The 14,951-nt window shown below is 42.8% G+C and carries 6 protein-coding genes, 2 tRNA genes and 2 rRNA genes (1 of these 10 cut by a window edge); 7 read left to right on the top strand and 3 right to left on the bottom strand.

Features of this window, described 5'->3' with window-relative positions; all coding sequences use genetic code 11:
* Position 1 precedes the first annotated feature (1 nt).
* The 3 genes from ABTP35_RS03875 to ABTP35_RS03865 all read right to left on the bottom strand — a co-directional run bounded on the left by ABTP35_RS03875 (position 2) and on the right by ABTP35_RS03865 (position 4,525).
* Positions 2 to 1,318 (bottom strand): OmpA family protein, encoded by a 1,317-nt coding sequence (locus ABTP35_RS03875; protein ID WP_293293757.1) that lies wholly within the window; start codon positions 1,316 to 1,318, stop codon positions 2 to 4.
* Positions 1,319 to 1,445: 127 nt separating this feature from the next.
* Positions 1,446 to 3,899: a ribonuclease HII gene (locus ABTP35_RS03870; RefSeq protein WP_375334457.1), complete on the bottom strand. Its 2,454-nt coding sequence runs from the start codon at positions 3,897 to 3,899 to the stop codon at positions 1,446 to 1,448.
* Between the two features lie 29 nt (positions 3,900 to 3,928).
* Positions 3,929 to 4,525 (bottom strand): ribonuclease HII, encoded by a 597-nt coding sequence (locus ABTP35_RS03865; protein ID WP_375334456.1) that lies wholly within the window; start codon positions 4,523 to 4,525, stop codon positions 3,929 to 3,931.
* Positions 4,526 to 4,758: 233 nt separating this feature from the next.
* Here ABTP35_RS03865 and ABTP35_RS03860 point away from each other — a divergent pair, with 233 nt between their 5' ends.
* From ABTP35_RS03860 to ABTP35_RS03830, 7 genes are all read left to right on the top strand, one after another.
* A complete protein-coding gene (locus ABTP35_RS03860; RefSeq protein WP_375334455.1) occupies positions 4,759 to 7,992 on the top strand; it encodes a SusC/RagA family TonB-linked outer membrane protein in 3,234 nt (1,077 codons plus the stop codon).
* An 11-nt stretch (positions 7,993 to 8,003) separates the two neighbouring features.
* Complete coding sequence (locus ABTP35_RS03855; RefSeq protein WP_375334454.1) at positions 8,004 to 9,485, top strand: RagB/SusD family nutrient uptake outer membrane protein; 1,482 nt, start codon at positions 8,004 to 8,006, stop codon at positions 9,483 to 9,485.
* 120 nt (positions 9,486 to 9,605) lie between these two features.
* Positions 9,606 to 11,642: a putative porin gene (locus tag ABTP35_RS03850; RefSeq protein WP_293293766.1), complete on the top strand. Its 2,037-nt coding sequence runs from the start codon at positions 9,606 to 9,608 to the stop codon at positions 11,640 to 11,642.
* A gap of 292 nt (positions 11,643 to 11,934) precedes the next feature.
* Positions 11,935 to 13,460: ribosomal RNA gene (locus tag ABTP35_RS03845) — 16S ribosomal RNA — on the top strand.
* 104 nt (positions 13,461 to 13,564) lie between these two features.
* Positions 13,565 to 13,638: transfer RNA gene (locus ABTP35_RS03840), tRNA-Ile, on the top strand.
* A 164-nt stretch (positions 13,639 to 13,802) separates the two neighbouring features.
* A tRNA-Ala gene (locus tag ABTP35_RS03835) sits at positions 13,803 to 13,876 on the top strand.
* Positions 13,877 to 14,082: 206 nt separating this feature from the next.
* Positions 14,083 to 14,951: ribosomal RNA gene (locus ABTP35_RS03830) — 23S ribosomal RNA — on the top strand (it continues 1,950 nt past the right edge of the window).
* The 16S and 23S rRNA genes sit together here with 2 tRNA genes alongside, the layout of an rRNA operon.

The following is a 14,951-nucleotide window of genomic DNA, read 5'->3' as shown; positions in this document are numbered from 1 at the left end:
ATTATTTTTTAATGAATTCAACTCTTCGGTTCTGTGCTTTGCCTTGTGCGGAACTGTTGTCGGCAACAGGTTCCGATTCTCCTTTTCCATCGGAGGTCAAGCGGTCCGGAGATATTCCATAAACGGATACTAAAGCATTTTTTACGGCCTCTGCCCGATTTTTGGAAAGTGCCATATTGCTTTCGTCCGTACCATCGGAATCGGTATGGCCAACTATGTTGAGGCTGATGGAAGAATCCTGGTTCAACACTTGGGAAATCTGCCTTATAATTCCCATGGATTGCGGAAGTATTTCTGCGGAGCCAGAATTGAACAGAATACCATTGGTGGAAATTTTTCCTTCGGACATTAGTTTTCTTCTCAAATCAACACCGCCTTCGGCAACCTTGAGATTACTGATCAATACTTGCTCTTGATTGTTCTGGGTATCAATTCCGTTTACGTATAGCTTTAGATGGTTTATTTTTTCTGGGTCCACTATAAATTGAGGTAGATCAACGATCTTGTTCTGGTTGATCCATAAGCGGTATCGGTTTTTATTTACGGCAATGGAGACATGGGCCACATCTTGAAATACCTCCCGCAAGTCCTGTTGCATGGTATTTTGGATAGGGGACGGGTCGTTGCTAAAATTATTGTCCACCTTAACTCCAATGGGTATATATTGGCAAAAAGAGAGACTGGACAATGCATTGTTTTCGTTTGTGGTCAGGTTGGCGGTCTCCGACAAATAAATGCGCATTACCGCTTGGGAACTTGTGTTCTTGGTTAGGTTTACCGCTCTTATATCGAATTCGATGGTGAAATCTTCTGGCAGATCGGTTCCTAAGTTGGGTACGGTAAGGCTTCTATTGGCTATGGCGTACCATTTACCGGGCATATTGCCCAGGGTCACCACTTCGCCGGAACCGTTGGTGTTCCATTTAGATGGAAAATCTCCAATGAAATCATCATTAAAATCATCAAAGAACAATGGTTTGTCTCCCGGGACAAAATCGAACTTACTATAAACTTGAATGGTCTGGGGTTCGGCCTTTACCGGCCCCGAGGTGTTGGAATTTTCATTGGTGCCACCAGGAATGTTTCCGGTTTCTGGATTGTTGCCTGGGGATTGTTTTCCGCCAGTGCCCGGTTCCAGAATACTGTCCAGGACTTGGTCTGTTTTTTTTGAAGTTTCTCTATCTACCCGATTTTCAACGGTACGTTCGGCTGCCCGTTCGGCTTTTTTGGCCAATTTTTTAAAAAATTGGGCTTCTGCACTGGCAGCCATCAACAGTGTAATTGACAAACAGTAGAGTAGTTTGCTGGAGGTTTTCATTTTTACTAGTGTTTTTTTAGTTTGTGATATAGCAATACCGTACAAACTACTAAAATGAAAACTACACTATGATCAAATATGTGTATTTCGTTTAAACTATTGTATAGGTAGCAGTTACGAGATCTTGTTAATTGATTTGGTACACGATCAACGAGTTGTCCTGGTCCTTGGCGACCAGCTCCAGTTTTTTGTCATTGTCCATATCCGAGAGGTCGATCAGGGAGCTGCCATAAACCGGAAAGTTTGGTATGGGCTTGGCCTGACTATCAAATAAATAGATCTGTTGGTTTTGGATGTCCGTTACAGCAACATAGATTTTATCGTAGATATAGAATATTTTTGGCTTGGAATAAACTCCTAGTTCCAATTCAACTTTTTTTCCTTTAATGCTTAGGATATTGTCGTCCATAAATACCAAAGTATTGCTCGTGGCATAATATCCGTGATCCGCGTTTAAGTTAAAATTGGTGGCCACTAGTTTTCCATTTGTGTCTATTTGGTGCAAAACCCCGGCTTTGTTCGTTACCGAGAACTTATTTTTATAAAGGAACACTTCGTTGTTGGAAAAATCTATTTTCTCGGTCACCTTTATACGGTCGCTGCCAACACGATGCAGTATTCTTAGGGTATTGTTATCCTGTTTAAATACCAAATAATCCTTGTTGCCCACCCTAAAATGTTTGGGAGCCCCAAGGATGTTGCTTGGAGCTTCCTTAAACGTGAAACCGTTTACAATTTTTCCTTGGTTGTTGTACATAAATACTTTTTTGCCCTGTGTGACCACAAAGCGGTAATTACGGCTGCCATCGTAATCAAAAACGGCAAGTGGGTTTAGATTGCCTCCATCAAAATCAATGTTAAAAGGTGCTACTTCGTCCCCATTGCGATCTATGATCAAAAATTGATCGTTGGTGCAAAAGGCCAATTGTAGTTTTCCGTTTTTGTAGATATCAACCTGTTGGATGTCACCTTGTATCCTTCCGTCCAATTGTTTGGTCCAGAGAATTTTTCCGTCGGTGGAGATTAGATAGAGAACATTGTTCTGATCTTGCACTACAACTTCTTGTTTTTTGGTCCGGTGGTTTATCACGAATTGTGGGTCAGTGGCCAAATCGGTGTTCAGTTCCAATGTAAATAGGGGCGATACGGTATTTTGCTCTTGTCTTTTGGCAATTTTGGACACAAGAATATTAAAATGCCCAAAGCCATTGTCCATTACCATTTGTGAGGCAAAAACTTGATCCTTAAAATCGCTGTCTTTGATGTCGGAAACCATTTCAGTGGAAAGTTCTCGCTCTGCAAGTAAATTGATACCTGTTTCATCCGAAACAAACAGGATGCTGGATTCATTTGCCAAAGAAGCCTTTGCGGTGAGATAGCCTTGATCTTTATCCAATGAGGATGAACTTTTGTAGCTACTGACTATGGTTTGTAATGCTTCCTTGTTTTCGGAAAAAATAAAGCTATTATCCAGTAATGTGCAAAAATTGGATTCAAAATTTTGTACAAGCGGCGTAAAACTCTGCTCCACCCATCTTTTTTCTTGAAGCTCCAATATCTCGTTGCCTTGGTAGGTTTGTGAAGCTGTTTTCCTTTGATCAAGATAATCGTATAGACTTTCTGTGCCGAAAGATTTTAACAGTACAACCTTTTGGTTGTTCAAATAGATCACACCGACTTCCTCTATGGTGTTAAAAAGGGAGTCCACTTTTCTGACCCTATCCAAATAGTTGTTTTGATTTTTAGCGAATACCTGATAATCGTCAAAAGTATACGATACAATGGCCTGGGTATTAATTGGTGCATATGTCGGCGTTTTGTTGGAAAGGGGAGAGGTGCCCTTGAACAAATTGACGAAGCTTTTTATGGAATCTGGTGCCATGGCCACTCCGTTTAGATTGACTTCGTCCGAATTGGCGGTAAAATCCAACGATATCCATGAAGAAAACGGATTGGCGATTTCATTGTTCTCTTTTATCGGTAGCAGGGCGGCATTGCTGGCCGGATTTATAAACAGAGTAGCTGATTTGTTTTTGGAACTGGCCTGGTACAATTTCTCCAAAACCGGGTCTACCAAAGTGTTGTGGCCAAGCCGAACGATGTTCTCCAAAAGCATTATGGAGGAACTCATCAAAATCTCCTTGTTTTTATTGAGGCTAAAAACCTCCAGTCCATCCAGGTTGTATTTTGTAATGTTGGCACCCTCATAGCTCAAGGTTTCAACCGTTTTGTTCGCAACGCTATCGACATTGAACAGTCCGGATTCATTTTTTGCGGCCAGTACGTAATCAAAATTGTCCTTGCCTACTTCATAAAGCGCAAGTATACAGGTCTGTTCTGTATTGAGGTGATCCAGTCCTTTTACCCTTGCCATTATTTCTTGTAAGCCGGAAAACCGCTCTACCGATTGTAGCGATGCGTTGTTCTTTAGCTCACTTTTAAAATTGGTGAGATTGGATATTTTGATAACAAGGGAAGGATCGGGCGGTAAATGTTCCAATAAAGAATCTTTGGTCTTTACTTCTTTTGTGCAGGATAGTAGGATTAAGGGGAGCAAACAAAAAAGTACCTTTGGTCTCATTCTTGAAGTTTGACACAAAGTTAGCGTTTTTAAATATCCAGTGTCAACTGATCGGGAAGTTGTCTAAAGCTTTTTCGATGGTATTTTGTTAGGCCATGTTTTAGAATGGCCTCCCTGTGTTCTTTTGTAGGGTAACCTTTGTTTTTTTTCCAATTGTACATGGGGAACTCTTCATGGATCTTGGCCATGTACTCATCTCGGTAGGTTTTTGCCAAAACAGAGGCGGCTGCAATGCTCATGTATTTTCCATCACCTTTTACGATGCATTCGTGTTCAATATTTGGATAAGGTTTAAATCGGTTTCCATCCACTATAATAAAGGAAGGGCGTGGCTCTAGTTTGTCTATGGCCCTGTGCATTGCCAAAAAGGAAGCGTTTAAAATGTTTATTTCATCAATTTCTTCCTGAAAAACATGGCAAACGGAATAAGAGACGGCTTCTTTTTCCAAAATAGGCCTTAACCTGGCTCGTTTGTTTTCAGAAAGCTGTTTCGAGTCGTTTAGGATGTTGTTGGAAAATTTGGGCGGTAAAATTATCGCTGCAGCGGTTACGGGGCCAGCGAGGCAGCCTCTTCCGGCTTCGTCGGTGCCGGTTTCAACAAAGGAGCGGTAACACAACTTTAACATAAATTATCAAAATTTAACAGTGTCACTATCAAGAAATACATTTTAATTAAAAAAAAGTTAAAAAAATTCTTACAAATCACATATATAAGGATTTATGTTGCTAATAATATGTTAAAATTATCAAAAATATTGATTATTGTTGGCTTTGTCGGTTCTGGGCAAAGGTGTTAATTTTTTTGAATATTAACTTTTTATATTGATTTTTGGGCGGACTAATTCAAAAAATGAAATAAATGAAAGCTAAGTTAGCATGGATGCTGACGCCTTTGTTGGCGTTGTGCATTTCTTTCTCTTACGCACAAGAGAAAACAGTTTCAGGTAATGTGACCGACCAAGGGGGTCTGCCACTTCCTGGTGTTGCTGTGGTCGTTGTAGGGACGTCCAACGGTACACAAACAGATTTTGATGGAAACTATTCCATTTCGGCTTCCGAAGGAGAAACGCTTCGTTTCAGTTATTTGGGGCAGAGGACGGAGGAAAGAGTAGTTGGATCATCTTCAACTATTAATGTACAAATGCAAGACGACGCGCAGGCACTGGAGGAAGTGGTTGTAGTTGGGTACGGTACAACAACAAAACAAGCCTTTGCTGGTACGGCATCCGTTGTTGAGGCAGAAGCTTTGGAAGTTAAATCTTTTTCCAACGTGTCTCAGGCACTTGCAGGAGAGGTTGCCGGTGTTGCTGTAATCAATACATCTGGTCAGCCCGGTACCGCATCTACGATTCGTGTAAGGGGCTATGGTTCAGTAAATGGTAACAGAGATCCGTTGTATGTTGTGGATGGTGTACCTTTTACGGGAAGCATTAATTCCATTAACCCTGCGGATATCAAAACGACTACTGTTCTTAAGGATGCTACGGCAACCGCGATTTATGGTTCTCGTGGTGCCAATGGGGTGATTTTGATTACTACAAAAACTGGTTCTTCCAACGAATCTTATGTTGAGGTGGATGTTAAATCCGGTTTTAACATGCAGTTGATTCCAAGGTACGATGTGATTACTTCTCCCGAGGAGTACATTGGTTATGTTTGGGAGGGAATTCGCAATGGAGCAGCTTTGGATGGTGAGGCTGATCCGGTTGCTTTTGCAAATGCAAATCTGTTTTCGGTTAACTACGTTGCTCCTGGTTACAACATGTGGAATGTAGCTGATGGCGGTGAGTTGATTGACCCTGCTACCGGTACGGTAAGGCCAGGTGTAACTAGAAGGTATACTCCACAAAGATATTCTGATTTGGCATTCGATTCTGCTATCAGGACAGAGGCTAACTTAAGAATGGCCGGAGGTAATGAAAAAAGTAAGTACTTTACTTCAATAGGGTATCTGGATGATAATGGGTATGCTTTAAACACAGGATATCGTAGGTATACTGCAAGGTTGAATGCGGATTCTCAAGTGAAAAAGTGGTTAAAGGTAGGTGTTAACGCTGGTTATGCTTATTCCAAAAGCCAAAATAATGGTCAAACTGTTGGTTCTGAAAACTTGTTTGAGTTTGCAGATAAAATGGCCCCAATTTTCCCTGTTTTCTTGAGAGACGATAACTATCAATTGGTGGAAGACCCAATTTTTGGCGGGTATCAGTATGATTATGGTACGGCATCTGGATTTAGATCAAGACCAAACGCGGATCAGTTGAACCCAATTGCATCGGCACTTTATGATTTCGTTGGTACAAATAGACATGAAATCAATGGTAACTTTTCGTTGGATGTAAATATTGCGGAAGGTTTGACCTTTGAAACGCGATTTGGAGCGCAGTTTGCTACAGAACGTTATAAGTCATTTACCAATCCTTTTTATGGAGGAGGTATCTCAACAGGTGGTGATCTGTACCAAAGAGATAGAAATTTCTTGACCACTAACTTCTTAAAATTGTTGCGTTACCAAACTGAATTTGGTAGTCATTCTATCGAAGCGTTGATTGCGCACGAGAACAACCAATTCGAGAGAGAGCAGTTTGATGCTTCAAAAAGATTGGCAGTTAGCCCAAATATTTATGAGTTGAACAACTTTGTGGTTCCTCAAGGCCCTGCTGGTGGTTTTTCAAGAGGGTATAGTATAGAATCTTACTTTGGACAAGTAAATTACGATTACGATAAGAAATATTTCTTGACCGCATCTGTTCGTAGGGATGGTTCTTCAAGATTCATCAATGAAAAATGGGGTACATTCGGTTCTGTAGGAGCTGCATGGGTTATTACCAATGAGGACTTTATGTCTGGAAATAATGTATTCGATTTCTTGAAGCTTAAGGCGTCGTATGGTGTGACAGGTGATCAAGCTGTTGATACGGATGATTATTACATCGCGTACGATACATATGACATCAATAACTTGAATGATCAAATATCACTTTCAATTAGAGATAATGGGAATCCTGATTTAACTTGGGAAACTTCAAAAATGTTCCAGACTGGTGTTGAATTTGGTTTGGGCAAATATTTGGATGGTGTAGTTGATTTCTACAGCAAAAAGACGGACAACCTTATTTTCCAACGAAGAGTTGGGCCATCTCAAGGTATCGCAATTGTTACCGTTAACGATGGAGAGTTGTTGAACCAGGGTATTGAATTCAACTTTACCGGTCATATTATCGATAAGAACGATTTTAAATTGGACTTATCCTTTAATGGTTCTCATATAAACAACGAAATTCTTACCATGCCTATTGAGCCTTCAACTGGTGAGCCGAGAATTTTGGATGTTTCCGCTGCTCCATACGGTTATTCAAAAGGAAGTTCTATTTATGATTTCTACGTTAGGGAGTGGGCCGGAGTAAATCCAGATAATGGTGTTGGAATGTACTATCAATATTTCAATGATACCAACGGAAACGGTGCGCTCGACGAAGGTGAAGATGGTATTTTGGATATGGAGGCTTACATGAGCGAAAACCCAGATGCAACTGTAGCGAGACAGACAACCGAAACTTATGCGGATGCAACTCAAAAGTATGTAGGTAAATCTGGTATTCCTGATTTGTTCGGAGCATTTAGATTGGCTGCTCAGGTGAAGAACTTCGATTTTTCAGCTCAGTTTACCTATAGTTTGGGTGGATGGGCAATGGATAACCAATACTCAGAATTGATGAGTGATAACTTTGGTGCCGCATCTACAAACTTGCACAAGGATATTTCTCAAAGATGGCAAAACCCAGGAGATATAACCGATGTGCCTAGATTGGATGATGCAACTGGTCAGGATCAAAGGGTAGCCACTACAAGATGGCTGACAAGTACCGACTATATTGCTTTTAACAATGCCAAGATTGGTTATACCTTGCCGTCTAAGGATGCCGAAAGAATGGGATTGAAAAATGTAAATATCTGGTTGGCAGGTGATAATCTAGCCATCAAGACTGCTAGACAAGGTTTTAACCCTTCTGTAAGGGAAAATGGTGCTTCGGCAAGGAGAATTTATGCTCCTCTAACCACTGTGACCTTAGGTGTGAGAGTTAAATTTTAGAAAAAAAAGTTATGAAAAACATTAATATTAAATTATCAGTTATCGCCTCGCTATTTTTATTGGCGAGCTGTGGTGAGGATTTCTTGGACGAGCAACCGTCTGAATTCTTAACGCAAGAGCAAGTGGGGGAGGCCGCGGCCGTTAACCCAGCAGTGATTGAAGGAACAATTTCCGGTATATACTCTACGATGTTTGCCACCGGGAGTGGTGGAACAACGAACCACGACGATTTTGGTCATAAAGGGTATGATATTTATGGAGACATGCTTTCCGGGGATATGGCATTGTCCGTTAGTACCTATGGATGGTACAGGGCGGATATTACCGAGTTCCAGGCAACTACGGATTTCACAAGAACTAGGAATTACATGCCTTGGAGATTTTATTATCGTATTATTCGTTCTGCTAACTTGGTAATCGATGCCTTGGGCGGTAACGATGTTGTTCCAGAATTGGAAGAGAACAGGTATTTAATGGGTCAAGCTAAAACATTGCGTGCCCATGCTTACTTTTACTTAACTCAATATTATGCGAACAGTTATGATCCTTCAGCTGAAATTTTGCCTATCTACGATAGTCCGGATGATTTGAATGGTCCAAAGGTTACCACAGCTGAAATATATGCTTTGATGGAAAAAGACCTTAATGAGTCTATTTCATTATTGGACGGCTTTGCAAGAAGTTCAAAAAGTCAAGTGGATAAAACAGTTTCGCAAGCTATTTTGGCATATGTATTGGCATCTAAAGGAGACAGCCATCAAGAAGTTATGGATTTAACTGCTGCTGTTATCAATAGTGGTGGTTATACTTTGATGAACTCTGAGGAAGTATTGGCTGGATTCAATGATTTGAATACATCTGGATGGATTTGGGGTGTTGATCTTACTGTAGATAACGGTCTTGGATTGGTTTCCTGGTGGGGTCAAATGGATAGGTTTACATACAGTTATGCTTGGGCAGGTGATGCCAAGGCAATCGATTCCGATCTGTATGATGCAATCCCTGAAGATGATGTTCGTAAACAACAATTTGCAGCTCCGGAAGGAGCCTATGCGGACTTGATGCCATTAAATAAATTCTATCACCCGGATAGAGTAATTGGTGGGCAGGCCAACATTACTACAGATTATTTGTATTTAAGAGTAGCAGAAATGTATTTGTTACACGCTGAGGCTGCTGCTAAAGCCGGTCAAACAGGTGCTGCTCAAACTATGTTAAAAGTGTTGTTGGACGAAAGAGTTCCGAGCTCCGCTTATGTGGATGGGCTTTCTGGTCAGGCACTTTTGGATGAAATCTATCTTCAGACGCGTATTGAACTTTGGGGAGAAGGAAAAAGTTACCTGTCCCTTAAGAGAAATCAAGGTACAGTTGTTAGAGGGGCAAACCACCTTTCAAATGTTGGTACTGCAATACCTTACGATGATGAAAGGTTGACATTTGAAATTCCTCAGTTGGAAATTCAGAACAATCCATTTATTTCGACTCAAAACTAGTAGTTGGGTCAAATAAAATCTTAAATAAAACCCTGCCAAATGGCAGGGTTTTTTTGTGTTTGAACTTTTCACATTTCTTTAGAAACAAAACTTTTACCTTTGTCCAAGCAATAACGTGGAATGAGAATTTTATTTGTTACCCTATTTATCTTACTAGGACAATCCATAATGGCGCAGCAGGATTCCCTGCCGCCAACCAAAAAGGCGGATACTTTAGATCTAGATCCAAAAGAAGGTCCTCTTTTGCAATCCAAAGATTCTATAGCCAAGGATAAACCCAAGGGAAATTTAAAGAAACCAGCAAAGCCCACTGCCAAGGATTCTATTGGCATCCATGATTACAAGATCATATCCTACAACAAGGATACTACAACTGTAGACACAACACTTACCATTAAAAAGGATTACATATACAATTACCTAAGAAAGGACGATTTCGAGTTAATGCCATTTGCCAACATGGGTCAGCCCTATAATCGGTTAGGTTTAACTTTGTCGGCAACACCGTATTACCCAAGAATAGGGGCATCTGCAAAACATCCAGGGTATTTCGAGAAAGAAGACGTCAACTATTATAGTGTGCCCACTCCAATGACGGAGCTTATGTTCAAGACCACAATGGAGCAAGGGCAATATTTGGATGCATTGCTCACCTTTAATATTACCAAAAGATTTAACGCATCCATAGCATACAATGGCTTCCGGTCATTGGGCAAATATAGGTACGAAGAAGCGCAAGATGGTAAATTTAGGTTTACGTTCAATTATCTTACGGAAAATGGAAGATATGGTATTCGCGGTCATATCGCTGCCCAGGAAATGGAAAGTGAAGAAAGTGGCGGATTACTGGATAGGAATCAGTTTGAAGGAGATTTGCCGGATTTTCAGGACAGGGCTAAAATTGACCTGCTCTACACCAATGCCAATAATCGAATTTTAGGAAAACGATATTACTTTGATCAACACTATAAGCTGGTAAACAAAAAAAAGGATTCATTGGATACGGAACCTACAAGTTTGTCCTTGGGGCATGAATTTAGTTACGAGACTAAAATTTACGATTTTGGGCAATCCGCACAAAACGATGCATTTGGTACCGACCCATTTTTGATCCCCATTGAAGATCAGGTGCGGTTAAAAACCATGTATAATAAAGGGAGTGTCGAATTTTTCAACAAAACTTTGGGTAGGGTGTCCGGCAACATAGCACTGTTCAATTACAATTACTTTTTCAATAGTATTCTATTGACCGAAGAAGGTATCATACAGAATAAGTTGGATGGGAACGAGGTGTCGATTGGAGGAACTTATGCAAATACAATAGGCCCGCTGCATTTGCAGGGAAATCTAAATTACACAGTATCTGGGAACCTAACAGGAAATAATCTTGATGCCATCGCGGCATACAGGCTCAACAAAAACAATAAGATTACAGGGGCCATACATATTTCGTCCCGTATGCCGGACTTCAATTATTTACTTTATCAAAGCGATTATCGAAATTTTAACTGGCAAAACAATAGAACATTCGAAAAAGTACAGACACAGAGCATCGAATTCGGTCTGGACTCTAAATTAATAGGAAACATCCGAGCAGAATACAGTGCAGTGGATAACTACAGTTATTTTGCATCCACAGCTACCGAAGAAGCCATTGGATTGGGTCAGGAAACCGCTTTTGTAAGGCCATTTCAAGAATCCAGCACAATAAATCACTTAAAAGTAAAGTATGAAAAAGAGGTAAAGTGGAGAAAATGGGCGTTAATGAACACGGTAATGTATCAAAATGTGACCCAAGAGAATCAAGTGGTCAATGTGCCCGACCTGGTTACAAGGAATACCTTATACTATTCAAGTGACGTTTTCAAAAAAGCCATGTACATTCAAACAGGAGTGACCTTTAAATATTTTACATCCTATAACATGGACGCCTACCACCCTTTATTGGGTGAATTCTATATTCAGAACAACGAAGAGTTTGGAGCATACCCTTTAATGGATGTATTTATTAATGCCAGGGTAAAACAAACACGGATATATTTAAAGGCCGAACACTTGAATTCTATTTTTTCCGAACCGAATTATTACTCCGCTCCCAATTACCCATACCGGGATTTTGTGATAAGATTCGGATTGGTTTGGAATTTCTTTTCATAAAAATGATAAAGTGTAAAATTTCTGAATACTGAAAAACAAGCACTTATATATAAATTGATTTTTTTTCGAAAAAAACATTCAAAAACATTTTGTGGAAAGAAAATAACCTGCGTATATTTGCACCCGCTTAGCTAATAAGGCAGGGCGCTTCTGAAAAGCCGAAGGGCTAAAATTGGAAGAAAAAAACAAACAAGTTCATATACATATTGTAACGACAGCGTAAGAATTATAAAGAACCATTTTGATGCGGGGACTCGTGTTTTCCGGGTGTCGGACAGACATTCAAGGAAATACAATGAAGAGTTTGATCCTGGCTCAGGATGAACGCTAGCGGCAGGCCTAACACATGCAAGTCGAGGGGCAGCGGGAAAAAGCTTGCTTTTTTGCCGGCGACCGGCGCACGGGTGCGGAACGCGTATGGAACCTGCCCCTGTCAGGGGAATAGCCCAGGGAAACTTGGATTAATGCCCCATGGTACCGTTACATCGCATGATGTTTCGGTTAAAGATTTATCGGACAGGGATGGCCATGCGTACCATTAGTTAGTTGGCGGGGTAACGGCCCACCAAGGCAGCGATGGTTAGGGGCCCTGAGAGGGGGATCCCCCACACTGGTACTGAGACACGGACCAGACTCCTACGGGAGGCAGCAGTGAGGAATATTGGACAATGGGCGGGAGCCTGATCCAGCCATGCCGCGTGCAGGATGACTGCCCTATGGGTTGTAAACTGCTTTTATACGGGAAGAAACGCACCTACGTGTAGGTGTCTGACGGTACCGTAAGAATAAGGACCGGCTAACTCCGTGCCAGCAGCCGCGGTAATACGGAGGGTCCGAGCGTTATCCGGAATCATTGGGTTTAAAGGGTCCGTAGGCGGGCCTGTAAGTCAGGGGTGAAAGTTTGTGGCTCAACCATAAAATTGCCTTTGATACTGCAGGTCTTGAGTCATGGTGGGGTTGCCGGAACATGTGGTGTAGCGGTGAAATGCATAGATATCACATAGAACACCGATCGCGAAGGCAGGTGACCAACCATGTACTGACGCTGATGGACGAAAGCGTGGGTAGCGAACGGGATTAGATACCCCGGTAGTCCACGCCGTAAACGATGGATACTAGCTGTGGGGACTTCGGTCTCCGTGGCCAAGCGAAAGTGATAAGTATCCCACCTGGGGAGTACGTTCGCAAGAATGAAACTCAAAGGAATTGACGGGGGCCCGCACAAGCGGTGGAGCATGTGGTTTAATTCGATGATACGCGAGGAACCTTACCAGGGCTTAAATGCAGGCTGCATGGGGTAGAGATACCCCTTTCTTCGGACTGCCTGCAAGGTGCTGCATGGTTGTCGTCAGCTCGTGCCGTGAGGTGTCAGGTTAAGTCCTATAACGAGCGCAACCCCTACCGTTAGTTGCCAGCATGTCAAGATGGGGACTCTAACGGGACTGCCGGTGCAAACCGTGAGGAAGGTGGGGACGACGTCAAATCATCACGGCCCTTACGTCCTGGGCTACACACGTGCTACAATGGCCGGTACAGAGGGAAGCCACCCCGCAAGGGGGCGCGGATCTACAAAACCGGTCACAGTTCGGATCGGGGTCTGCAACTCGACCCCGTGAAGCTGGAATCGCTAGTAATCGGATATCAGCCATGATCCGGTGAATACGTTCCCGGGCCTTGTACACACCGCCCGTCAAGCCATGGAAGCCGGGAGTGCCTGAAGTCCGTCACCGCGAGGAGCGGCCTAGGGCAAAATCGGTAACTAGGGCTAAGTCGTAACAAGGTAGCCGTACCGGAAGGTGCGGCTGGAACACCTCCTTTCTAGAGAAAGAGACGCCCGGAATATCGGGTCCTGCACGAGGTGGTTGTTATAGTATTGCGCTGTCGTTCATAATATGTTACAAATACTGGCAATAGGCCAAGACAGTCTCATAGCTCAGCTGGTTAGAGCGCTACACTGATAATGTAGAGGTCGGCAGTTCGAGTCTGCCTGAGACTACAAGTCGAAAGAAAGACGAGAAGCCTGTGCTGAGCGCAGTCGAAGTAAGTCTGCCTGAGACTACGATGATAAGTTCATTGAGTACTGAGATTAGGAAATTCTAGATGTTGGGTTACCGTTATATAGTACTGTTAACTGATAACTGTTAACTGACAACTGATAATGGGGGATTAGCTCAGCTGGCTAGAGCGCCTGCCTTGCACGCAGGAGGTCATCGGTTCGACTCCGATATTCTCCACTGGATAGTATTGGGTGTCCAGATTTTAGAAGTGAGATTCATCTCATGTCTAATATCTAACATCTCAAGACTGTTAAAAAGTTCATTGACATATTGGGACGGAGCAGGATTGATTTATATCGATCTGTGCGAAGTCAAAGAAGAAACACGAAGTAGAATAGAACATTAAGGATTACGAGAGGGCATTTGTATCTTAGGGTACAGGTGCGACAAGCAAAAGAAGGGCGTATGGGGGATGCCTAGGCTCTCAGAGGCGAAGAAGGACGTGATAAGCTGCGAAAATCCACGGGGAGCTGCACATGAGCATTGATCCGTGGGTGTCCGAATGGGGCAACCCGGCTGGTTGAAGGCCAGTCACACCGTAAGGTGGGCGAACCCGCTGAACTGAAACATCTAAGTAGGCGGAGGAAGAGAAAACAAGAGTGATTCCGAGAGTAGTGGCGAGCGAAATCGGATCGGCCCAAACCGTTGTTGTTCCGGCAATGACGGGGTTGTAGGACCACAATGTTCTTTGCGCGACGAACCGGAAGCAGTTGGAAAGCTGCACGATATGGGTGACAGTCCCGTACGGGCAAGGAGCGTTAAAGATAGTGGTATCCTGAGTAGCGCGGGGCACGTGAAACCCTGTGTGAATCCGGCGGGACCATCCGCCAAGGCTAAATACTCCTGAGAGACCGATAGTGAACCAGTACCGTGAGGGAAAGGTGAAAAGAACCGTGAATAACGGAGTGAAACAGACCCTGAAACCATACGCCTACAAGCGGTCGGAGCCAATTTATTGGTGACGGCGTGCCTTTTGCATAATGAGCCTACGAGTTACTTTTACCGGCAAGGTTAAGCACTTCAGGTGCGCAGCCGTAGCGAAAGCGAGTCTGAACAGGGCGCTATAGTCGGTAGTAGTAGACGCGAAACCGTGCGATCTACCCATGGGCAGGTTGAAGCTGTGGTAACACATAGTGGAGGACCGAACCCGTTGACGTTGAAAAGTCTTGGGATGACCTGTGGGTAGGGGTGAAAGGCCAATCAAGCTCGGAAATAGCTCGTACTCCCCGAAATGCATTTAGGTGCAGCGTTC

It is taken from the genome of Flagellimonas alginilytica (assembly GCF_042134605.1).
GTDB lineage: Bacteria > Bacteroidota > Bacteroidia > Flavobacteriales > Flavobacteriaceae > Flagellimonas > Flagellimonas alginolytica.
Note: the sequence above shows the minus strand (reverse complement) of the source record. Positions and strands in the feature narration are given on the sequence as shown.

Excerpts from the sequence above, each read along its gene's own strand:
- ABTP35_RS03855 (WP_375334454.1), top strand. The coding sequence starts at position 8,004 with ATGAAAAACATTAATATTAAATTATCAGTTATCGCCTCGCTATTTTTA.
- ABTP35_RS03870 (WP_375334457.1), bottom strand. The coding sequence starts at position 3,899 with ATGAGACCAAAGGTACTTTTTTGTTTGCTCCCCTTAATCCTACTATCC.
- ABTP35_RS03865 (WP_375334456.1), bottom strand. The coding sequence starts at position 4,525 with ATGTTAAAGTTGTGTTACCGCTCCTTTGTTGAAACCGGCACCGACGAA.
- ABTP35_RS03860 (WP_375334455.1), top strand. The coding sequence starts at position 4,759 with ATGAAAGCTAAGTTAGCATGGATGCTGACGCCTTTGTTGGCGTTGTGC.
- ABTP35_RS03875 (WP_293293757.1), bottom strand. The coding sequence starts at position 1,318 with ATGAAAACCTCCAGCAAACTACTCTACTGTTTGTCAATTACACTGTTG.
- ABTP35_RS03850 (WP_293293766.1), top strand. The coding sequence starts at position 9,606 with ATGAGAATTTTATTTGTTACCCTATTTATCTTACTAGGACAATCCATA.